The sequence below is a fragment of the Sulfitobacter aestuarii genome (genome assembly GCF_042685005.1).
In the GTDB taxonomy this organism is placed as follows: Bacteria; Pseudomonadota; Alphaproteobacteria; order Rhodobacterales; family Rhodobacteraceae; genus Sulfitobacter; species Sulfitobacter aestuarii.
In genome coordinates, this window is sequence record NZ_JBHUMP010000015.1 from 1 (window position 1) to 19915 (window position 19915).

General features: G+C 64.0%; 23 protein-coding genes. 16 read left to right on the forward strand and 7 right to left on the reverse strand.

Annotated elements, in window-relative coordinates:
* The first annotated feature begins 80 nt into the window (after positions 1-80).
* The 7 genes from ureB to ACFSUD_RS15125 all read left to right on the forward strand — a co-directional run bounded on the left by ureB (position 81) and on the right by ACFSUD_RS15125 (position 6312).
* Positions 81-341 carry an urease subunit beta gene (gene ureB, locus ACFSUD_RS15095; RefSeq protein ID WP_386375335.1) on the forward strand — a complete coding sequence of 87 codons (261 nt, stop codon included), beginning with the start codon at positions 81-83 and terminating at the stop codon, positions 339-341.
* Positions 328-2037, forward strand: coding sequence for an urease subunit alpha (locus ACFSUD_RS15100; protein WP_386375336.1), 1710 nt, complete (start codon positions 328-330; stop codon positions 2035-2037). Before ureB ends, ACFSUD_RS15100 begins: the two co-directional genes overlap by 14 nt.
* 35 nt (positions 2038-2072) lie before the next feature.
* Entirely contained in the window at positions 2073-2723 is a 651-nt protein-coding gene (locus ACFSUD_RS15105; protein WP_386375337.1) for an urease accessory protein UreF, read from the forward strand.
* Between the two features lie 82 nt (positions 2724-2805).
* Positions 2806-3534: an urease accessory protein UreD gene (locus ACFSUD_RS15110; RefSeq protein WP_386375338.1), complete on the forward strand. Its 729-nt coding sequence runs from the start codon at positions 2806-2808 to the stop codon at positions 3532-3534.
* An 18-nt stretch (positions 3535-3552) separates the two neighbouring features.
* Positions 3553-4293 (forward strand): urease accessory protein UreG, encoded by a 741-nt coding sequence (ureG, locus tag ACFSUD_RS15115; protein ID WP_386375339.1) that lies wholly within the window; start codon positions 3553-3555, stop codon positions 4291-4293.
* Positions 4294-4483: 190 nt separating this feature from the next.
* On the forward strand, positions 4484-4837 hold the full coding sequence (locus tag ACFSUD_RS15120) for an MliC family protein (RefSeq protein WP_386375340.1): 354 nt from the start codon (positions 4484-4486) through the stop codon (positions 4835-4837).
* 212 nt (positions 4838-5049) lie between these two features.
* A complete protein-coding gene (locus tag ACFSUD_RS15125) occupies positions 5050-6312 on the forward strand; it encodes an MFS transporter (protein WP_386375341.1) in 1263 nt (420 codons plus the stop codon).
* Between the two features lie 4 nt (positions 6313-6316).
* Here ACFSUD_RS15125 and ACFSUD_RS15130 read toward each other — a convergent pair whose 3' ends face one another.
* The 5 genes from ACFSUD_RS15130 to ACFSUD_RS15150 are packed head-to-tail and all read right to left on the reverse strand — an operon-like array spanning position 6317 to position 11119.
* Positions 6317-8185, reverse strand: coding sequence for a monovalent cation:proton antiporter-2 (CPA2) family protein (locus ACFSUD_RS15130; protein WP_386375342.1), 1869 nt, complete (start codon positions 8183-8185; stop codon positions 6317-6319).
* Entirely contained in the window at positions 8182-9159 is a 978-nt protein-coding gene (locus ACFSUD_RS15135) for a pirin family protein (RefSeq protein WP_386375343.1), read from the reverse strand. The genes ACFSUD_RS15130 and ACFSUD_RS15135 overlap by 4 nt, the downstream gene beginning before the upstream one ends.
* Positions 9160-9174: 15 nt before the next feature.
* Complete coding sequence (locus tag ACFSUD_RS15140) at positions 9175-9474, reverse strand: GNAT family N-acetyltransferase (protein ID WP_386375344.1); 300 nt, start codon at positions 9472-9474, stop codon at positions 9175-9177.
* Between the two features lie 11 nt (positions 9475-9485).
* Positions 9486-10193, reverse strand: a complete 708-nt coding sequence (locus tag ACFSUD_RS15145) for an alpha/beta hydrolase (RefSeq protein WP_386375345.1) — start codon at positions 10191-10193, stop codon at positions 9486-9488.
* Positions 10190-11119, reverse strand: a complete 930-nt coding sequence (locus ACFSUD_RS15150) for a ring-cleaving dioxygenase (protein WP_386375346.1) — start codon at positions 11117-11119, stop codon at positions 10190-10192. The genes ACFSUD_RS15145 and ACFSUD_RS15150 overlap by 4 nt, the downstream gene beginning before the upstream one ends.
* 108 nt (positions 11120-11227) lie before the next feature.
* On the opposite strand from ACFSUD_RS15150, the gene ACFSUD_RS15155 reads away from it, so the two are divergent.
* Positions 11228-11569 carry a winged helix-turn-helix transcriptional regulator gene (locus tag ACFSUD_RS15155; protein ID WP_386375347.1) on the forward strand — a complete coding sequence of 114 codons (342 nt, stop codon included), beginning with the start codon at positions 11228-11230 and terminating at the stop codon, positions 11567-11569.
* Here ACFSUD_RS15155 and ACFSUD_RS15160 read toward each other — a convergent pair.
* Positions 11566-12474 carry a LysR family transcriptional regulator gene (locus ACFSUD_RS15160; RefSeq protein WP_386375348.1) on the reverse strand — a complete coding sequence of 303 codons (909 nt, stop codon included), beginning with the start codon at positions 12472-12474 and terminating at the stop codon, positions 11566-11568. The two genes, ACFSUD_RS15155 and ACFSUD_RS15160, sit on opposite strands and share 4 nt — an antisense overlap.
* 114 nt (positions 12475-12588) lie before the next feature.
* Between ACFSUD_RS15160 and ACFSUD_RS15165 the strand changes: the two genes are divergently transcribed.
* The 4 genes from ACFSUD_RS15165 to ACFSUD_RS15180 all read left to right on the forward strand — a co-directional run bounded on the left by ACFSUD_RS15165 (position 12589) and on the right by ACFSUD_RS15180 (position 15327).
* On the forward strand, positions 12589-13020 hold the full coding sequence (locus ACFSUD_RS15165) for a DoxX family protein (RefSeq protein ID WP_386375349.1): 432 nt from the start codon (positions 12589-12591) through the stop codon (positions 13018-13020).
* A 118-nt stretch (positions 13021-13138) separates the two neighbouring features.
* Positions 13139-13693: an NADPH-dependent FMN reductase gene (locus tag ACFSUD_RS15170; protein WP_386375350.1), complete on the forward strand. Its 555-nt coding sequence runs from the start codon at positions 13139-13141 to the stop codon at positions 13691-13693.
* A 36-nt stretch (positions 13694-13729) separates the two neighbouring features.
* A complete protein-coding gene (locus ACFSUD_RS15175) occupies positions 13730-14353 on the forward strand; it encodes a glutathione S-transferase family protein (protein ID WP_386375351.1) in 624 nt (207 codons plus the stop codon).
* Positions 14350-15327 (forward strand): DUF5996 family protein, encoded by a 978-nt coding sequence (locus tag ACFSUD_RS15180; protein WP_386375352.1) that lies wholly within the window; start codon positions 14350-14352, stop codon positions 15325-15327. The genes ACFSUD_RS15175 and ACFSUD_RS15180 overlap by 4 nt, the downstream gene beginning before the upstream one ends.
* 15 nt (positions 15328-15342) lie before the next feature.
* On the opposite strand, the gene ACFSUD_RS15185 is transcribed toward ACFSUD_RS15180, so the two are convergent.
* A complete protein-coding gene (locus tag ACFSUD_RS15185; RefSeq protein ID WP_386375353.1) occupies positions 15343-16257 on the reverse strand; it encodes a LysR substrate-binding domain-containing protein in 915 nt (304 codons plus the stop codon).
* Between the two features lie 90 nt (positions 16258-16347).
* On the opposite strand from ACFSUD_RS15185, the gene ACFSUD_RS15190 reads away from it, so the two are divergent.
* Genes ACFSUD_RS15190 through ACFSUD_RS15205 form a run of 4 tightly spaced genes read left to right on the forward strand, consistent with a single transcriptional unit; the run spans position 16348 to position 19900 of the window.
* Entirely contained in the window at positions 16348-17472 is a 1125-nt protein-coding gene (locus ACFSUD_RS15190) for an NAD(P)/FAD-dependent oxidoreductase (protein ID WP_386375354.1), read from the forward strand.
* Positions 17438-17755 (forward strand): (2Fe-2S)-binding protein, encoded by a 318-nt coding sequence (locus ACFSUD_RS15195; RefSeq protein WP_386375355.1) that lies wholly within the window; start codon positions 17438-17440, stop codon positions 17753-17755. The genes ACFSUD_RS15190 and ACFSUD_RS15195 overlap by 35 nt, the downstream gene beginning before the upstream one ends.
* Complete coding sequence (locus ACFSUD_RS15200; protein ID WP_386375356.1) at positions 17748-19133, forward strand: FAD-dependent oxidoreductase; 1386 nt, start codon at positions 17748-17750, stop codon at positions 19131-19133. The genes ACFSUD_RS15195 and ACFSUD_RS15200 overlap by 8 nt, the downstream gene beginning before the upstream one ends.
* The gene (locus ACFSUD_RS15205; protein ID WP_386375357.1) at positions 19130-19900 is read left to right on the forward strand and encodes an ABC transporter ATP-binding protein; all 771 of its coding nucleotides are present in this window, start codon (positions 19130-19132) and stop codon (positions 19898-19900) included. The genes ACFSUD_RS15200 and ACFSUD_RS15205 overlap by 4 nt, the downstream gene beginning before the upstream one ends.
* The last annotated feature ends 15 nt before the right edge of the window (positions 19901-19915 follow it).

Consider the following 19915-nt stretch of genomic DNA (forward strand, 5'->3'; position numbering starts at 1 on the left):
TGACGCAACCCTCGAACGGAGAATGCCGCGGGAGAGGCCGCCGAGCCAGTCAGCTCACACGGCGATCATGGGGTCTAGAGGTGACGACAATCCGTGTCGCGAACACTTCCGACCGCCCGATCCAGATCGGCTCCCATTTCCATTTCGCCGAAGTGAACGCGGCGCTCGATTTCGACCGCGATGCAGCCTGGGGCAAGCGTCTTGCCGTGTTGTCCGGCGGTGCGGAGCGGTTCGAACCGGGGGCCGTCGCCGAGGTGAAACTGGTGCCCATTCAGGGCAAGCGCATCGTTCTGGGGCTGCGCGGATTGTGCAAAGGGGAGCTCGACAATGCAAAAGATTGATCGCCGCGAATATGTCGCCTCCTACGGTCCCACAAAGGGCGACCGTATCAGGCTGGCCGATACCTGTCTGACCATCGAGGTCGAGGAGGACCGCTCCGGCGGCGGGGACGAATCCGTCTTCGGGGGCGGCAAGTCGATCCGTGAATCCATGGGGCAATCCTCGCATACCCGTGCGCAAGGCACGCCAGATCTGGTGATTACGGGTGCCGTCATTCTGGACCATTGGGGCGTGATCAAGGCCGATATCGGGGTGCGCGACGGGCGCATTGTCGGCATCGGCAAATCGGGCAATCCCGACACGATGGACGGGGTCGACCCGGCGCTGGTGATCGGCCCCTCGACGGAAATCATGGCCGGCAACGGCCTGATTGCCACGGCGGGGGCGATCGACACCCATGTGCATTTTGTCGGACCCCAGATGTTGCAGGTGGCGCTGGCATCGGGCGTGACCACGGTTACCGGCGGCGGCACAGGCCCGACAGAAGGCTCCAAGGCAACCTTGGCCACGCCGGGGGCATGGTGGATGGAGCGGATGCTGGAAGGCTTCGATCCCTGGCCGGTCAACGTGCTGTTCCTCGGGCGCGGCAACACCATGTCGAAAGAGGCGATGTGGGAGCAGTTGCGCGGCGGTGTCGGCGGCTTCAAGGTGCATGAGGACTGGGGCGCGACGCCTGCCGCCATTGATGCCTGCCTGTCCGTCGCTGAGGAATCCGGCGTTCAGGTTGCAATCCACTCGGACACTCTGAACGAGGCCGGTTTCGTCGAAGACCTGCTCAAAGCCGTCAATGGCCGCACCTTCCACGCGTTCCACACCGAAGGGGCCGGGGGCGGTCACGCGCCTGACATCATCTCCATCGCAGGCGAGCGCAATGTACTTCCCGCCTCGACCAACCCGACGCGGCCTTTCACCAGAAACACCGTGGCCGAGCATCTGGACATGGTCATGGTCGCCCACCATCTCAACCCGCAGGTGCCCAACGATCTGGCCTTTGCCGAAAGCCGCGTGCGCGCAGGTACCATCGCCGCCGAAGATATCCTGCAGGACTTGGGCGCGATTTCGATCATGTCCTCGGATGCACAGGCAATGGGGCGCATCGGTGAAACGGTCATGCGCACCTGGCAGACCGCCCACCAAATGAAGAAACTGCGCGGCTTTGCGCCGGGCGACACCCGCGCTGACAACATGCGGGCGCGACGCTATGTGGCGAAATACACGATCTGCCCCGCGGTCGCACACGGCATGGAACGCGAGATCGGTTCGATCGAGATCGGCAAGAAGGCGGACATCGTCATGTGGCAACCGGCCCTGTTCGGCGTACGCCCCCATACCGTGTTTACCGGTGGCATGGTGGCGACGGCGGCCCTGGGCGATCCGAATGCCTCGATCCCGACGCCGCAGCCGGTGCTGGAGCGGATCGGTTTCAACGTCCATACGCCTGCAACCGGGGCGACATCGCTGGCATTCGTGTCGCAGGCGGCCATTGACGATGGCATCGCGGACCGGATCAACACCAGCCGCAAGTTCGTTGCCATCGAAAACACGCGCGGACGGGGCAAGGAGGATATGCCCGAAAACACCGCCTTGCCAAAAATCGAGGTCGATCCCGATACCTATTCGGTCAAGATCGACGGCGAGATCGCGGATCACGAACCCGCCAGTGAAGTGCCGATGGCACAGCGATACTTCCTGTTCTGATGTTGGATCGCACGGCAGGGCATCAGGCAGCTTTGTTGCTGCTCGCAGACGGTCGTTTACCCGCCGGAGGCTATGCCCATTCCGGGGGGCTGGAACCGGCCGTGCGGGCGGGGCGCGTGCGCAATATGGCGGATCTCGAAGCCTTCCTGATCGGCCGCTCGGAAACGGCGGGCCTTGTCGCGGCGGCCTTTGCCGCTGCCGTCTGTGCAAGGGCCGCCCGGGGGGATCTGTCTGATTTGGCCGGGTTGGAGGCAGAGCTCGACGCACGCATCCCTTCATCGGAGCTGCGCAAGGTGTCTCGCGATCTGGGACGCCAGCTGCGCCGCGCGATGCAGGGCATTCATCCGCATCCGCATTTCGACCTTCTGGGGCCTGCCCCACACCAGCCGCTCGTCATGGGCATCTGCGCGGCGGCATTCGGTCTTGATCCCGCGGCAGCGGCGCTCGCCATCCTGCATGAGAACAATTCCGGCGCCGCGGCAGCGGCTGCCAAGCTGATGCCGGTCGACCCCTTTGAAGTCCATGCGATCCTGGCCCGCATGACCGGACGGCTCACCCTTTTGGCGGAACAGGCCGCCGCCTGTGCCTTTGAGCGGCCCGAAGACCTACCCGCACCCGGATCACCCCTCACAGACATCGCCGCCGAGCATCACAGGAGGTCCGATGTCCGACTGTTCGCTTCTTAAGACCCGCCAGGAGACGACGGGGGCGCTGTTCGCCCGCGCGAACCTGTCAACAGAGCTTGCCGCCGCCGGAAGGGGAAGTCGGGTGAATGTGCTCCGCTCGGATGGGCCGCTGGTTCTGCGCAAGAGCAATCCGAAAGGTCCCGAGCCGCTGACGCATCGCCGGACCGACATTGCGCGGGTGGCGCTTGCCGCAGGCACGGCAGGACCGCTGGGCGGAGACGCCTATACGCTGGATGTCCATGTGGGCGCGGGCAGCACGCTGTTTTTACAGGAGGTTTCAGCCACGCTGGTGCTTCCGGGCCTCGGTGGCGGACAGTCGAGAATGTCGATCAAGGTCAGTGTTGCGCAGGGCGCGACATTCATCTGGTGGGCCGAGCCGATCATCGCGGCACGCGGGTGCAATCATCGACATGATGTGCGCATCGATCTCGCGGCGGACGCGCGTCTCGTTCTGCGCGAGGAAATGTTGCTCGGTCGGCATGGCGAAGCACCCGGTGACTTCAGCAGCCGCCTGCGGATCACCCGCGACGCCCGCGCGCTCTATGACCAGCAACTGAGCTTTGGTCCCTCCGCACAAGGGTCGGACGGTGCGGCGGTGCTGGACGGCAACCGCGCGGCAGGATCGATCGTCGTCGTAGAACCCGATTGGGGCAAAGCCCCCCCGTCGGCGCAGCCCTATCATCGGAATGCAGCACTCGCGCCGCTGGCAGGGCCCGGCGTGGCCATCGGAGCGGTGGCCCCTGACAGCCTCGCGCTGCGCCGCCTGCTGCACGACGGAATGAACAAACTCGGCGCCCCCTGGGCCATCTGAAATGAAGGAGAACCGAAGATGCATGATTTGAACGAGACAAAGCAAAGCCGCGCGCTGCGTCTGGGGGTTGCCGGCCCGGTCGGCACAGGCAAAAGCTCGGTCATTGCGGCGATCTGTCGTCATCTGCGCGATGAATTCCAGATCGGCGTCATCACCAACGACATCTACACCGACGAGGATGCTCGGTTTCTGAGATCTGCAGGCGTGTTGCCCGAAGAGCGCATCCGCGCCGTTGAAACGGGTTCGTGCCCGCACACGGCCATTCGCGACGACGTCACGATGAACCTCATCGCCGTCGAGGACATGGAGCGCGACTTTGCCCCGCTCGACATCGTGTTGGTGGAAAGCGGCGGTGACAACCTCACAGCCACCTTCTCTCCCGCACTGGTGGATGCGCAGCTCTTCGTGCTTGATGTGGCCGGCGGCGGCGATGTGGCACGCAAGGGCGGCCCGGGGATCAGCGGGGCGGATCTGCTGGTGATCAACAAGATCGATCTGGGCGAACATGTTGACGTGGATGTAAAGCAGATGGTGGCAGATGCGACGAACGCGCGCGACGGTGGTCCCGTGCTCGCCCTCTCGCGCAAACGCCCGGAGACTGTCGAACAGCTTTGTGGCTGGGTGCGGGAGATGCAGAAGACCTATGCTGCGGGGGGACATATCCCGAAAGACCCCGGTCCGATGGCTCCGCATCATCACGCGCATGATGAAGGGCACGGACACTCTCATGATCACGACCATGCCCATTCACATGATTGACCGGAATCTCACGGTCGGGGTGTCTACTGCAGGGCTGAGTGAAATGCCGCCAATGTGATGCGCCGCCGCGCTGTAAGGCGCCGCGGAGCGGATCTGCGCACCTGCCGCCGCCGCCGCGCTTCGCACCTTGCAGCGCCGCGGCGCGCGGCCTACCTCAGCGGCTGAAGACCTTCAACATAGGATGATCCCCATGCGTTTCGTATTCACCGCTCTGACCTGCTCGGCCATGGCTCTCCCCGCCACGGCGGAAACAACCCTGAACCTCTCGCTCGGCACTGCCGACAGCGTTGAGACCATCGAGTATGAGTGTGAAGAGGCCGGCCCGCTGCGCGTGCAATATGTGAATGCGGGGCCCAACGCGCTCGCGCTCATGGAGATCGACGGCGCGGCGCGTATCTTCGTCAATGTCGTCTCTGGCTCCGGCGCGCGCTATGTGTCAGGCGCGGATACCTTGTCGACCAAGGGACGTTCGGCGATCCTGGAGAACCAGTTGGACGGCACCAATTTGGGATGCGAACAGACCGCTGATGCGCCCGGAGAGTGAGCCGTCCGACAGGAGGTCGCAGGCTGGGCCCAAGGCGCCTGATCGGCAAATCGGGGACATTACCCACCGCCAGCTGATCCCGTCGGAAACACGGTCGCGGCAGACAGCGTCGCATTATCTGCACGCTGCTGTCGCGAATCGCATATCATCAAGCCCCGGTTTCGGCCGGGGTTTTTTCTTGCACAGCAGCTTTAAGAGGAAGCACGAAAGCCATGGCCCATAGCTTCTTCGCCCTGCTCGCACCGGTCAAAGCCCTGTTTGGCGGAACGATCCTGCTCATGGCGGGCAACAGCCTGCTTGGTGTCGTCCTGCCGCTGCGGATGGAGGCGGCGGGCTATCCTGTCGCCCTGACCGGCGCCGTGATGGCAGCCTATTACATGGGGCTGGCCCTCGGTGGCTTCTATACGAAACATGTCATCCTGCGGATCGGCCATATCCGTGCCTTCTCCGCCTTTGCCGCGCTCACGGCAGCGGTCTGTCTGGCCTATGGGTTCCTGGAACATCCCCTCGCATGGGCCGTTCTGAGGGTGATCAACGGATTTTGCATTGCGGGCATGACCACCTCCATCGAAAGCTGGCTGAACGACCGCAGCAGCAACCAGACCCGTGGGCGGGTGCTCGGCTATTATATGTTGGTCTTCTATCTGGCGATTGCCATGGGGCAGACCCTGGTGAACGCGGGCACGGTCGGGGACAGCGATCATCTGATGATGGCTTCGACCTTGATCGTATTGTCGCTGATTCCGGTCGCCATGACCCGCCTGGGCGAACCGGATCTCAAAGACCTGCGTGTGCTTGACCTCAAGATACTTTTCGATGCCTCGCGGGTGGGAGTCGTCGGCGCGGGCGTCGCGGGTATGCTTGTCGGTTCCTTCTACGCCCTGGGCGTGGTCTTCGCCCGGCAGATCGGGCTGAGCGTGGCCGAGGCGGCCATGTTCATGAGTACGGTCGTGCTCGGCGGCCTCAGCTTCCAGGTGCCCGTTGGGATGCTTGCGGATCGTTTTGATCGACGCATCGTCATGTCCTGTCTGCTGCTGGCGGTCGGTATTTCCCGGGGTCTGCTGTCCAGCGCGCTCGCCGGTGGGCTGCCATTGGCCCTGCTGATCGCCATGGCGCTTGCCTTCGGCGGAGCGGTCAGCAGCGTCTATCCGCTCTGCGTGGCGCAGACGTTCGACCGGCTGGAAAAGCGCTTTTACGTGGCCGCTTCGGGGCGGTTGCTGATGGTCTATTCGATCGGCGCCACGGTCGGCCCGCTGCTGGCGGCATTGCTGATGTCACTCTATGGACCGACGTCCTTTTTCCTGTTCGAGTCCGGCGTCGCCGTCCTCTATGCGCTTTTCGTGCTGGTCACCGTGCGAACCGGCGGCCCGCTTCCCGTCGAGGGGCGCGAGAAATTCGTGCCGCTGCCGGATATATCTCCGGTCGCTGTGGCACTCGATCCGCGCACCCCTGAGGATGAATCCGCAAAAATCTGACGGGCTATCTCTTCAACACCGGCTCCGGGGCGATCATTGCAATGATATCTTCGCGTCCGCTCTCGTCACGCGCGACCGTGATCTGCTGATCCAGCCGCTCAGTATCGCCTTTGCGCAGGCGAGCGATCACGTCATCCGCGTCGCCATCTGCATAGCCCAGAGCTTGCAGGGTCAGCCCGCCGAGCGCCAGCGCAGACAACCAGGTCTCGCGCATGATCGCCTCGTTCGGCACCCCCTCGCCCGCCAGCCGGACCGCATGAATGCGATCATGGGCGCGGACCTGCAGCCCGGCGCCGGGGAACTTGCGCCGGACGATCCTGACGATCTCCAGCGTCGTATCCGGATCATCGGTAGCCACGACAATCACCTTGGCCGTGCCCGCCCCGGCAGCAGACAGCACGTCCGCCCGCCTGCCATCGCCGAAATGCACCCGCTCGTTGAACCGCTTGGCCTCGCGGATACGGTCGGCGTCATGGTCAAGCAAGGTGACGGGAACGCCTTCGGCAAGGAGGGGTTGCGCCACCAATTGTCCGACGCGGCCGAATCCGATGATCAGCACCGTGCCTTCGGCGTCCGTGTAATCTTCGTCGATCGTTTCGCGCGCTGGCTGGCGGACAATTGCGCGATAGAGGCGTTCGGATTGCGACGAGATCGCCATCGACAGGGTCACGATGGCGACGACAATGGAAGCGATGTCGCCGGGCAGCAGCAGCGCGGCGCTGGCAGCGGCAAAGAGCACGAAGCCGAATTCGCCGTGCTGACCCATCGCAAAGGCGATGCGCAGGGCGATGGGATGTGGCGTGCCGAAGGCCCGGTTGACCGCATAGGCGCCGACGCCCTTCAACGTGACTGTGACAGGCACGGCCAGCATGATGATCAGCCAATTGTCGGCCAACGCCCGGAGATCCAGCGAGAGGCCAACGGCGACGAAGAACAACCCCATGAACAGCCCGCGGAAAGGTTCGATATCGGCCTCGACCTCGTGACGATAGGAGGATTCTGCCAGCATCACCCCGGCGATGAACGCCCCCATGGCGTAGGACAGGCCCGCCGCAGCCATGATCAGCGCGGCGAACACCACGACGCCGAGGGCGGCGGCGGTCATCAGCTCGGGCGTGCGGGTCCGGGCGACGATGCGAAAGATCGGGTCGAGCGCATAGCGGCCGATGAGGATCAGTAGAGCGATGGCTCCGATGCCGATGGCGGTGGCCCGCAGGTTGTCGGCCAGTGTCGCCCCTTCGCCGGAAGGAGCCAGGAGCGTGACGAGCAGCAGGAACGGCACGATGGCAAGATCCTCGAACAGCAGGACCGCGATGGCGGTCTGGCCGAAGACCGAATTGCGCTCGCCGCCCTCGTCAATGCCGCGCATCACCAGCGCGGTTGAGGACAGGGCCAGCCCAAGCCCGACAATCAGCGCCACGCGCCACTCCAGCCCGACGATCAGCGCCGCCGCGGTCAGCAGCGCCGCGCAGGTCATGACCTGTGCCAGCCCGCGGCCAAAGATCGTGCCGCGCATTTCCCACAGGCGCGCGGGACGGAACTCCAAACCAATGACGAAGAGGAACAGCACGACGCCAAATTCGGCGAAATGCAGCAATTCCTCCGGATCGCGGGTGAAGGAGATCGACAGGCCGACCCCCGCCACCACCCCTGCCGCCAGATAGCCGATCACCGTGCCCATCCCCAATGCCCGGGACAGGGGCACGCAGACACAGGCCAGCGCGATCAACGCCAGCGCCTCGAGAAACGCCAGCTCCATGCCGACGAGGCCGAACATGCTGCGGGCGTTCTCCGTCTCGGCGGCGAGAGCAGGCGCGCCCGCCGTCACCGCGATCAGGGCAAGGGCGGTGCAGAGGACGGGCACATGCCTCATGGGTAGTAGACACCGCCCTGCGCGCGCATGATCTTGGGCTTGCCCTCGGGCAGCGGGATGAATTCTTCCTCGTCGCCCGGCACGGTCTCGAACCGGCCACGGCGCCATTCCTCGCGGGCCTGTTCGATACGTTCGCGGCGCGATGACACGAAATTCCACCAGATGTAGCGCGGACCTTCCATCGGCGCGCCGCCAAAGAGCATGAAGCGCGCGTGATCGCCGGTGCCGTCATCGACGCCCTTGACCGAAACTTCATCGCCCGGACGCAGGACCAGCAATTGACCCGGCTCGAAAGTATCGCCGGCGATGTCGATCTTGCCGCGGATGGTATAGAGCGCGCGTTCCTCGGTATTGGCCGCGATGGGCGCTTTCGCCCCGGGCGCGAGGGTGACGTCGGCGTAAAGCGTGTCCGACGCGGTCTTGAGCGGCGAGGCGGCGCCGAAGGTGGAACCGGCGATCAGCCGCGCGGTCAGTCCTTCGGCTTCCACCGTGGGCAGGTCTGTCTTGCCGTGATGCATGAAGTCGGGGGCGGATTCCTCTTCATTTTCAGGCAGGGCCATCCATGTCTGCAAACCGAACAGCCGTTGGCCCGAGGCCTTGCGCTCGGGCGCGGTGCGTTCGGAATGGACGATCCCCTTGCCCGCTTTCATCCAGTTCACCGCGCCGGGCTCGATCGCCAGATCGGTGCCGAGACTGTCACGGTGGTGGATCTGCCCCTCGAAGAGATAGGTGAGCGTGGCAAGGTTGATATGCGGATGCGGGCGCACGTCGATGCCCTGATCGGTCAGGAATTCCGCCGGGCCCATCTGGTCGAAGAAGATGAACGGGCCGACCATCTGGCGTTTGTCGGACGGCAAAGCGCGGCGCACTTCCATTTCCCCAAGATCGACCGCACGGGGCACGATCAGGGTTTCGATGGCATCGACACTCTGCACGTCACCGGGAACGGGATCGGGGCAAGGGCTCCAACTCATGGCATATCTCCTTTGTCAGCTTCTGTTTTGCAGGACATCCTGCCATTCGGCATGGCGTTCGATCTGCGCCTTGGCGAAAGGGCAAAGCGGCACGATCTTGCGACCTTCGGCACGGGCATCCTCGACCCCCCGACGCACCAGCGCCTGACCGACACCGCGGCCGCGCAGTGCGTCCGGCACGCCGGTGTGGTCGATGATGATCGTGCTTTCGCCCAGGCGGGAATAGGTCATCTCGGCCTCGTGGCCGTCGACCATGGCCACATAGCGCCCCTTGCTGTTGCCCTCTTCTCGGGTGATGTCGATGTCGGTCTCCATGTGCTCTCCCTTCAGCCTTCGTTGTTCAGATGCCTGCGCAGCCACGTGGCCTCCTCGGCGATGATACCATGTCCGGCGCCGGGGATGACGAGCGTGTCGATCTGCGCACCCATCGCGTCCAGAACAGTAGCGCTTTCGCGCACGCGGGCGAGCGGGATATGCGGATCCTGCTCATGACAGCCGATCAGGACAGGCACATCGGCGAGCCGACCTTCGTAGACGAAAGACTTGGCCGGACGGTCGTAGAGATCGGCGCGGGGCGGGCCACCGGCTTCACCCGTACCGACCAGACCCCCCGAAAGCGCCGCCACCGCGCGGAACGGGCGGGCGAGCCGCGCGGCAGCCTCGACCGCCAGACAGGCGCCTTGCGAAAATCCGACAAGCGCCACCCGTTCCGGTCCGAAACCCTGTTCCGCCAGATCGTCGAGCAGGTTCGAGATCACGCCCAGTCCACTGCTCAGCCCCGGCTCATTCGCCGCCAGCGGTGCGAGGAAGCTGTCCGGCCACCACGAGCGCCCCGCGGCCTGCGGCGCAAGAACGGCGAGGTCCGGCAGGGCGAGGTGATCGGCAAGGCTCACCATATCCTCGGGCGCGCCACCGCGCCCGTGAATCATTACCAGTGCCAGCCGCGCCCGGTCGAGCGGGGCTCCGGCTGTCACCAGCCGTTGCCCCGCATGCGGACCGGTACCGCGGGTTGTGGTCGCCAGCGCGCCGCTCATGACGGCACCCGGATTTCCGGCAGCACCTGCTCGATACGTGCGCGATGCGCCTCGTATTTCCCGGGCAGTTTCAGCGCCTCGCCGAGATGCGCCGGATCTTCGTCCACGGCAAATCCCGGTGGATCGGTGGCAATCTCGAACAGCACACCGCCGGGCGTGCGGAAATAGATCGCGTCGAAATACTGCCGGTCGATCACCGGGGTGACCTGCTGACCGGCAGCCGAGAGCCGCTCGCGCCATTCCAGCTGTTCCTTTTCATCGCGCGCCCGGAAGGCGACGTGATGAATGGTGCCCGCCCCCGGCCGCCCGATGGAGCGAGCATCCGAGGTCATCAGATCCACTGCCGAGCCGCGCTCGGGATCGGTGGAGCGATAGCGTATGCGGGTTTCACCGCCGCCCGTGCCGCCGGTCGCGGTGCTCTCTTCCGCCTCGCGCTCATAGCCCATCGCCTCCAGCACCTTGGCGGTGGAGGTGACCTCGTCAAGCCAGAGGGTGACGGAATGGAACCCCTCGTCCCGCGCGCCGCCTTCGATCAGTTCCACCCGCAGGCCATCGGGATCTTTCAGCGCAATCGCCCGCTCGCCGAACCGCTCGAACGGTCCTTCGAAGTCGACAGCCGCTTCGGCCAGATCACCCATGCGCTGGTCGAGATCGGGGATCGCATAGGCCACTGCAGAAGCCATGCCCGCCCCGGCCCGGCCCGGTCCGGCATCAACGAAGGGGAAGAAGGTCATGATTGACCCGGGTGCCGCATCCCTGTCACCGTAATAAAGGTGATAGGTGCCCGGATCGTCGAAGTTCACCGTGCGTTTGACAAAGCGCTGGCCCAGCGTGCCGACCCAGAAATCGAGGTTGTCCTGAGGCGGGCCGGAGATGGCGGTGACGTGGTGCAGGCCGGGGATGGCCGGGGATTTGGCATGAGACATGATGCTCTCCTTTCGGTGCCAAAGGGCTGGAAGGGCCGTCTGGCATGTTGTGTTCGTCCGTTGGAGGCTTATGTAGGCTGCAAGTTACAAAGCGAAAGTCGTTACCAAATGGAAACCACCCGAAAAAATGCACCGGCCCCGGATAACGCGGTTGAAATCGACATGCCCTGCGGGGCCGACAGGTTGCTGCGCAAACTCTGGGGTCAGTGGAAAACCCATGTGATCTATGTGCTTGGCGAACATCAGGCCTGTCGTTTCGGCGTATTGCGCCGAAGGATCGCAGGGATCTCGCCAAAGGTGCTGACCACCCGCCTGCGCGAGTTGGAGGCCGACGGGCTGGTCTGGCGCGAACAGGAAAACACCATTCCGCCGAAAGTGACCTATGGGCTGACCGAGACGGGGCTGGCCGTCCATGCCGTCCTGAAAGACATCGAGAAGATCGAGGTCTAGCTCTGCTCCCAGGGGAAGTCGGCGGCGGTTTTGACCAGATGATCGACGAAGAGCCGCAGTCGGGTCGGCTGATAGCGGTTGGGGCGAAACAGCAGGTGAATGTCGCGTTCCGGCCAGGTCTGACAGGTGGGCAGCAGGTGTTGCAGGTGTCCTTCCCGCAGATGCTCCGCGACATATAAGACCGGCAGGATTGCGATGCCGATCCCCTCAATCGCGGCACGGCAGAGCATCTCGCCTGAATCGGAGCGGAACGACCCGCCGAGAGAGACCCGCCCCACCTGCCCCCCGGTATCCCTGTAGCGCCACTCATGCAGGCTTTGGTTGCCCGAATAGGCCAGCACGTCATGCCTTGTCAGATCGTCGGGTGTTTCGGGCAATCCGTTGCGCGACACATAGTCAGGACTGGCGCAGAGCATGAACGGGCATGACGCGAGCCGCCGCGTCATCAACGAGGAATCGGAAAGCGAACCGATCCGCACGACCACGTCATAGCCATCATTCACCGGGTCGATGAACCGATCATTCAGGCTGACGTCGAGCGCCACATGCGGATGCGCGTCGGCAAAACGCGCCACGCAGCAGGCCAGGTATTTCACGCCGAGACTGTGCGGCAGGCTCACCCGCAGCGGCCCGCGCGGCTTGGCCTTCAGCTCATGGATTTCCTCTTCGGCCTCTTTCAGATCGATCAGCGCCTGCTTGGCCCGTTCGAAATAGACCGCGCCTTCTTCGGTTACCGCCACATGACGGGTGGTGCGGTTGAGCAGCTTGACCTTGAGGTCCTGCTCGAGGTTCTGAATCTGTTTCGACACCGCGGAGCTGGTCATGCCGAGCGTCCGCGCGGCCCCGGCAAAGCTCTGCGCCTTCACCACCGCAACAAAGATGCCGATGCGGGAAATCTGGTCCATGGGATTATCAACCTTTTGGAACGGGTAAGCTGCCATATCTTTATATTATCAAACACAGCGCAATGATCGATATAGGGAGCAGAACACAACGGACAGTCTCACAGGAGACAGACAATGACTTTCGAAACCAACACCAACGTCGGCGCCACCCTTGCCCGGCTGTCGCTCGGCACCATCCTTCTGGCGCATGGCTTGCTCAAGCTCTTCGTATTCACCCTGCCCGGCACCGTGGCCTTCTTCGGCAGCCTCGGTCTTCCGGCGATCGTCGCCTACCTGACCGTCTTTGCCGAAGTCGTCGGCGGCGTCGCGATCATCGCGGGCCTCTATACCCGCCTTGCCGCTCTGCTGTCGCTGCCGGTTCTGATCGGATCGTTCTGGGCACATGCCGGGAACGGCTGGCTCTTCAGCAACGAGGGCGGCGGCTGGGAATTTCCGGCTCTGCTGGTCGCGCTTGCTGTCATCGTCGCCATTCAGGGCGGTGGCGCATTCGCGCTGCGTCGGCTGCCGGTGATCGACGCCGTCCTGCCACAGGCATTGAAGGCCTGACGGATCAGGTTACCTCTCACTCCAAGAGGCGCTGCTCGCGCGGCGCCTTTTCCGCACGAACACAGGTCGCAGCCAGCCGGACGCAGGACCGCGTGACAAGGCTCTGGAAGGAAGATCAATGACGCAGATACTTGGAATTTCGGGCAGCCTCAGACAGGGTTCTTTCAATACGGCACTGCTGCACGCGGCGCAGGATCTGATGCCCGAGGGCAGCAGCCTGGTCGAAGGCAGCATCGCCGATATTCCGCTGTACAACGCGGATGATGAGCAGGCCCATGGCCTTCCCGCGGCAGTCGAAAAGCTGAAAGAGCAGATCATCGAGGCCGACGGCGTGTTGCTGTTCTCGCCCGAATACAACAACTCGATCCCCGGCGTGTTGAAGAACGCCATCGACTGGACCAGCCGCCCGGCCGGCGACATTTCCAAGGTCTTCGGCGGCAAGCCTTTCGCCGTGCTCGGTGCCTCCCCCGGCGGTTTCGGCACGATCCTCGCCCAGGATGCATGGCTGAGCGTCCTGCGTACCCTGACCACCCGGCAATGGCACGAGGGCCGCCTGATGGTCGCCCGCGCGGGGGGCATCTTCGACGACGTCGGCGCGCTCACCGACGAGAAAATGAAGGACCGTCTCAGGGCGTTCGTCACCGGCTTCACCGAATTCGCCGTCAAGCAGTAAGCCCCGGATTTCATCAACCTACAAAGGACAAGCAATATGCCCACACTCTACACAATGCCCGGAACCTGTTCGCTCGCCCCCAATATCGCGGTGGCATGGCTCGACGCGCCTGTCGAAGTCCATACGATGGCCTATGGCGATCACAAGAAGGACGATTATCTGGCGATCAACGACAAAGGCAAAGTCCCCGCCCTGCGCTTTGAGGACGGCGATGTGCTGACCGAAGCTGCAGCGATCCTCAACTGGCTTGGCGCGGCCCATGGCGGCGAAGGCTATGCCCGGGACACGGTACTGGGCTGGAAAGAAGCGGAGGCGCTTTCCTATATGACCTCCGAGGTCCACGCCGCATATGGGGGTCATTTCGGGCCGCAGAACTTTGCCGAAAGCGATGCCGCGATTGATGAGGTCAAACGCAAGACCTATGAGAAGCTCGACACCCATTACCGCCGGATGGACGGAATCCTGAGCGGGAATGGCGACTGGTATCTCGGCAAGCGCAGCTTTGCGGACACGTTCCTCTATGTGCTGACCCGTTGGATCGATCAGACGCCTCTCTCCTTGGACGACTACCCGGCGCTGAAAAAGCATATCGGGCGCATGGAAGCGGATGCGGGCGTGCAGCTTGCGTTGAAACGCCAGGATATGGAGCCGATGGGATGACCAGCGCAGAAAAGGGCGCCTGGCCCGCGCTGGACGACGGCGAATGGTCCGGAACCTGCGCGGTACTCCACCTTTGGACGCAGATTCTCGGCAAATACCGGTTGGCCCATACCCCCTGGGTCAACCATTCCTGGCATGCGACGCTCTATGTCACCCCGCGCGGCCTCACCACCGGTCCCGTACATGAGGCCGATGGCTGCCTGACCCTCACGCTTGATCTGGTCGATCATCAGTTCGTCGGCGAAGCCGACGGCGGCGCGGGAGAGTCTTTTCCGCTTGAAGCCATGCCCGTTGCCACCTTTCACAAGCAGACCGCACAGGCCGTCGAGGCGCTTGGCGGCAGCTTCGACATTCACGGCGCACCGAACGAATTGCCTGATCCGACGCCCTTTGCCGAGGACCACGCGGAGCGGCCCTATGACGCCGAAGCGGTGACACGCTATCACGGCGCCCTGCTGCATATCGTGCCGGTGTTCGAACATTTCCGCACCGGTTTTCTTGGCAAGGTCTCGCCCGTACATCTGTTCTGGGGCGCGCTAGATCTGGCCGTGACCCGCTTCTCGGGCCGACGCGCACCGCTGCACCCGGCGGGCATTCCGAACCTGCCGGACGATGTCGCGCAGGAGGCCTACAGCCACGAAGTCTCTTCGGCGGGGTTCTGGCCCGGGGGCAATGGCGTGGAGGAACCGATGTTCTATGCCTATGCCTACCCCACGCCCGAAGGTTTTGCCGAACATCCGGTGCAGCCGGAGAGCGCCTATTTCGACAAAGACCTCGGGGAGTTTCTCCTGCCCTATAAGGCTGTGCAGAGCAGCGACGATCCCCGCGCCACGCTCATGGCGTTTCTTCGATCGACGTATGAGGCTGCTGCGAAGACCGGGAACTGGGACCGTCAGGCGCTGGAATGTGGGCTGGGCAAACCCGGCGTTCCCCGGAGGCTAGACCCGCTCGCCCCGCAAGACCGGCGTAAGTAGCACCGACACGCGACGCTATGCCCGGACACCGATGAGCGTTTCAAACCGCGCTTCGACCAACTTCAGAAACTGCCCGGCAACGCGCGACGGCTGGCGGGTGGCCGGCAGAAGCAGGTCATAGCGAAAGGGCTGCGCGGGCGACAAAGGGCGCACCGCGATCCGGCCGAGATTGGCAAAATGCGTTGCCGTCACCGGCTCCACGATCGATATGCCGGCTCCGGCCGCGACCATTTCGCAGATCGACGCGGACAACTGCGCCTCGGCGACGATCCGGGGGCGGGCACCGCCTGCGGACAGGAAAGCATCCGTTTCCGAGCGGGTCCCGATCTCGGCTCCAAGCGCGATGAAGGGGCGCCGATCGAAATCTTTCGGCTCCAGCACAGGCTTCCCTTCCAGCTCATTGCCCCGCGGCAGCGCGGCCAGCATCGGCGCCGTGAACAACGGACGGCGCAGCACGGCGGGATGGTCATTGTCCAGCGCGGCAAACCCGAGGTCGAATTGCTGCGAACTGAGATGGCGCAGCACCGCCCGAGAGCTTCGCGTGCGCAGGGATACGGTGATGCCCGGTTCTTCGGCGACGAACTCCGCAATGACATCGGGCAGGAGCTTCAGAGCCAATGCCGGCATCCCGGCGATGAGTAGGCTGCCGGTCCGGAAGTCCCGAATATCCTCGATGACGCGTGAAATCTCCATCATCCCGACGAAGGCCCGCTCGACCTCTTCATAAAGCGCGCGGGCCTCCGGGGTCGGCACTACCTGACGGCCCTGGCGTTCGAACATGTCAAAGCCAGCCGCACGCTCCAGGTCCGCGATCAGCTTGCTGACCGACGGCTGCGTTGTCCCGAGCGCGGCGGCGGCGGAGGTGATCTTGCCGGTCTCCATCACAGCGCGGAAGGCTTCGATCTGACGGTGGGTAAGACGCGGGAGCATGACAATCCATAATCTGTGGGAATGATTTGTGCAAATAATACGATTATTCTTATGAAAACAATGCTGCGATTTTTATCGCGGAGGAATCACATGCAACAGCGCAGTCCTGAAATCACCATCATCGGCGGCGGGCTTGTTGGCCTGTCTGTGGCGCTCGGTCTGCTGCTGTCCGGGCGGCGCGTTCGGGTGCTGGATGGGGCTGACAGCGATGCGCGTGCCTCGCAGGGGAACTTCGGTCTCGTCTGGGGCCAAGGCAAAGGCTGGGATTTCGCGCCTTACGCCAATTGGACGATGGACGCGCTCGCCGTCTGGCCGGAATTCGCGCGGCAGTTACAGGAGCTTTCGGGCATCGACGTGGCGCTGGATCAATCCGGCGGCTACGAGTTTTTCACTAATCCCGCGGAGATGGACGGCTTCAGGGCGGAGCTGGAGCAACAAGCGGCGCATCTGGGTCACCGTGCCAACTATCAAATGCTCAATGGGGATGATCTACGCAGCCAGTTGCCGGGCATCGGACCGGAGGTTGTCGGCGCCAGCTTTTCGCCGCGCGACGGCCATGTGAATCCGCTCCGCTTCCTGCGCGCCCTGCGCTCTGCGGTTCAGACGGCTGGCGGGCGCGTGACCATGAACGCCACAGTCGCAGTGGTCACGCCGCAGCGGGGCGGCGGTTTCGCGCTGGCGCTGGCCGATGGGGAAGCACTCTACACGGAGCAAGTCGTGCTCTGTGCCGGGTTGGGCGCTGCCACTTTGGCCCGAGATCTTGGGTTCATCACGCAGGTCCGGCCGCAGCTTGGCGAATTGCTCATCACCGAGAAACTGGGCAACCGCCTGCCGTTCCTGTCCAGCACCATCCGGCAGGTCGACGAGGGCGGCGTGCAGATTGGCGGCACCAAGGCGAATGCAGGGCTGGATGATCGTGAGACTTTGCCCATCATGTCCAAACTCGCGCACCATGCTGTCACCGTCTTCCCGGCGCTTGCCGATGTGCGGGTTGTCCGGGCATGGGGGGCGCTGCGGGTCATGTCGCCGGACGGCTACCCGGTCTATGCCAAATCCAGCCTATATCCCGGTGCCTTTCTGGTGACCTGCCACAGCGGGGTCACGCTGGCTCCCCTCCACGCCAGCGTGCTCGCGGATTGGATAATGAACACATCCCCCACCCCTGATCTGGAGGCTTTCGATGAATGTCGCTTCGCGCTTTCGCACGCTGCCTGAGATCGGGGATCACGTGCAGTTCACGCTGGATGGCGAGCCTGTCACTGCGCCTGCCGGGGTCACTGTCGCCGCGGCGCTGCTGGCCCATTCGGGCGCGTGGACGCGGCAGACCGCGCAGGGCGCACCCCGCACGGCCTATTGCATGATGGGTGTCTGTTTTGACTGTCTGGTTGAGGTCGACGGCACACCCAACACCCAAGCCTGCATGACCCTTCTGCGCGAGGGGATGACCGTCCGACGCCAAACGGGCCTGCGTGAACTGAACGGAGGTCGGCGTGCCTGAGGTGGATCTGATTATCATCGGCGCCGGACCTGCTGGCATGTCAGCCGCAGCCGTCGCGGCGCGGGGCGGTTTGCAGGTGTTGATGCTGGACGAACAGCCCCAGCCCGGCGGCCAAATCTACCGCAATGTGGCGCAGAACCGGCGCAAGCGCGGCTTTCTTGGCCAAGCCTACGCTGCGGGGGCGGATTTGGTTGATGCGCTCGATCATCCCGGCATCACGCTCCAATCTGGCGCAACGGTTTGGCGGCTCGATAGGGGGCCGCAGGTCACATGGTCGCGCGGCGGTAAAAGTCAGACGACCTCGGCCGCCCATGTACTGCTGGCAACTGGGGCGCAGGAACGCCCTGTGCCTTTTCCGGGCTGGACGCTCCCCGGTGTGATGCCAGCCGGGGCCGCGCAGATTTTGATGAAGACCGCGGGGATGCTGCCTAAGGATGCCGTGCTCGCTGGGTCTGGCCCGCTGCTCTATCTGATCGCGGCGCAGATGATCGACGCCGGAAGCCCCCCACAGGCGCTGGTGGAGACACAGACCTTTGCGCAAATGCTGGGCGCATCACCGCATTTGCCCCGCGCCCTGTTTGGCTTGCCAACCTTGCTGAAAGGGCTGAGCCTGATTGCCAAGATTCGCAAAGCAGCCGTGCCGCGCTACACCGCTGCCTCGGGTTTCCATGCCACCACGACCGAAAGCGGCAAGGTCGACTTCTCCTTCCGGGCGAAAGGGCGCGATCAGAGCCTTACCTGTGGTCTGCTGCTGACCCACCAAGGGGTGATCCCTGGCACCCATATCACAAGAGCGGCGGAGATCGCGCATCACTGGAACGCCGCGCAGGGCGCCTTTCAGCCGCAGCATGATCTTTGGGGGGCGACCGACCAGCCGGGACTGCATGTGGCCGGAGACGGTGCCGGGATTGGCGGGGCGGAGGCGGCGGCGGCGGCGGGTGAATTGGCCGCGCTGAACATCCTGTGCCAATCCGGCCAGCTCAGCACCGACACCCGCAACCAACGTGCCGCCCGAGCCCGCGCTGCGCTGTTCCGCGCCCGCGCCATTCGGCCCTTCCTTGACGCCGCATACCCCCCGCCCGCCGAGATCCTTGCCCCTACAGACGAAACCATCGTTTGCCGTTGCGAGGAGGTCTCCGCCGGGGCCGTCCGGCAGGCCATTTGCGAAGGCGCGCAAGGCCCCCGCCAGATCAAAACATCCCTGCGCTGCGGCATGGGCCCCTGTCAGGGCCGCATGTGTGACGCGACCATGCGCGGGCTGCTCAGCGAAGGCAACGCAAACCAGCCCATCTCCCCACCCCGCGCCCGCTCCCCGATCAAACCGATCGCCTTGGGCGAGTTGGCCGCACTCTCACACCCTCAGGAGGAACCCGCATGAGCGCCCCCGCTGCCCTGAAAGTCAAAGACCTGCACAAGAGCTTCGGCTCGCATGAGGTCATCAAAGGCGTGTCGCTTGAGGCGCAAAAGGGCGAGGTCATCGCCATTCTGGGGGCCTCTGGCTCCGGCAAGAGCACCTTCCTGCGCTGCATCAACCTGCTGGAGACGCCCAATTCTGGCGAGGTTTGGCTGGCGGGGGAACAGATGCGGATGACGCAGAACCGCCGGGGCGAGATCGTGCCGCAAGACCTGCGACAGGTCGAAGCCATGCGCGCCCGTTTGGCGATGGTGTTTCAGGGATTTAACCTTTGGTCGCATATGACCGTGATGGAAAACGTCATGGAAGGCCCGCTCTACGTCCAAGGCACCCCCAAAGCGCAGGCGCGTGAGAAAGCCGAAGCGCTGCTTGCCAAGGTCGGCCTGTCGGACCGGGCAGACTACTACCCCGCCCATCTCTCGGGTGGCCAGCAGCAGCGTGTGGCGATTGCCCGGGCGCTGGCGATGGACCCTGATGTGATGCTCTTTGACGAGCCGACGTCGGCGCTGGACCCTGAACTGGTGGGCGAAGTGCTGGGCGTCATGCGCGATCTGGCCGAAGAGGGCCGCACCATGTTGGTCGTGACCCATGAGATGGGCTTTGCCCGCGATGTCTCGACCCGAACCGTGTTTCTGCATCAAGGCGAAGTCTGCGAAGAAGGCCCGCCCGCGAAGCTGTTTTCCAACCCGCAAACCCCAGAGTTCCAAGCGTTTCTTTCGCGCATGAACTAATTAACCACAGAGAGG

Bases quoted from the DNA above. Each gene is read 5' to 3' on its own strand.
- ACFSUD_RS15100 (WP_386375336.1), top strand. From the start codon at position 328: ATGCAAAAGATTGATCGCCGCGAATATGTCGCCTCCTACGGTCCCACA.
- ureG (WP_386375339.1), top strand. From the start codon at position 3,553: ATGCATGATTTGAACGAGACAAAGCAAAGCCGCGCGCTGCGTCTGGGG.
- ACFSUD_RS15120 (WP_386375340.1), top strand. From the start codon at position 4,484: ATGCGTTTCGTATTCACCGCTCTGACCTGCTCGGCCATGGCTCTCCCC.
- ACFSUD_RS15125 (WP_386375341.1), top strand. From the start codon at position 5,050: ATGGCCCATAGCTTCTTCGCCCTGCTCGCACCGGTCAAAGCCCTGTTT.
- ACFSUD_RS15130 (WP_386375342.1), bottom strand. From the start codon at position 8,185: ATGAGGCATGTGCCCGTCCTCTGCACCGCCCTTGCCCTGATCGCGGTG.
- ACFSUD_RS15135 (WP_386375343.1), bottom strand. From the start codon at position 9,159: ATGAGTTGGAGCCCTTGCCCCGATCCCGTTCCCGGTGACGTGCAGAGT.
- ACFSUD_RS15140 (WP_386375344.1), bottom strand. From the start codon at position 9,474: ATGGAGACCGACATCGACATCACCCGAGAAGAGGGCAACAGCAAGGGG.
- ACFSUD_RS15145 (WP_386375345.1), bottom strand. From the start codon at position 10,193: ATGAGCGGCGCGCTGGCGACCACAACCCGCGGTACCGGTCCGCATGCG.
- ACFSUD_RS15150 (WP_386375346.1), bottom strand. From the start codon at position 11,119: ATGTCTCATGCCAAATCCCCGGCCATCCCCGGCCTGCACCACGTCACC.
- ACFSUD_RS15155 (WP_386375347.1), top strand. From the start codon at position 11,228: ATGGAAACCACCCGAAAAAATGCACCGGCCCCGGATAACGCGGTTGAA.
- ACFSUD_RS15160 (WP_386375348.1), bottom strand. From the start codon at position 12,474: ATGGACCAGATTTCCCGCATCGGCATCTTTGTTGCGGTGGTGAAGGCG.
- ACFSUD_RS15165 (WP_386375349.1), top strand. From the start codon at position 12,589: ATGACTTTCGAAACCAACACCAACGTCGGCGCCACCCTTGCCCGGCTG.
- ACFSUD_RS15170 (WP_386375350.1), top strand. From the start codon at position 13,139: ATGACGCAGATACTTGGAATTTCGGGCAGCCTCAGACAGGGTTCTTTC.
- ACFSUD_RS15175 (WP_386375351.1), top strand. From the start codon at position 13,730: ATGCCCACACTCTACACAATGCCCGGAACCTGTTCGCTCGCCCCCAAT.
- ACFSUD_RS15180 (WP_386375352.1), top strand. From the start codon at position 14,350: ATGACCAGCGCAGAAAAGGGCGCCTGGCCCGCGCTGGACGACGGCGAA.
- ACFSUD_RS15185 (WP_386375353.1), bottom strand. From the start codon at position 16,257: ATGCTCCCGCGTCTTACCCACCGTCAGATCGAAGCCTTCCGCGCTGTG.
- ACFSUD_RS15190 (WP_386375354.1), top strand. From the start codon at position 16,348: ATGCAACAGCGCAGTCCTGAAATCACCATCATCGGCGGCGGGCTTGTT.
- ACFSUD_RS15195 (WP_386375355.1), top strand. From the start codon at position 17,438: ATGAATGTCGCTTCGCGCTTTCGCACGCTGCCTGAGATCGGGGATCAC.
- ACFSUD_RS15205 (WP_386375357.1), top strand. From the start codon at position 19,130: ATGAGCGCCCCCGCTGCCCTGAAAGTCAAAGACCTGCACAAGAGCTTC.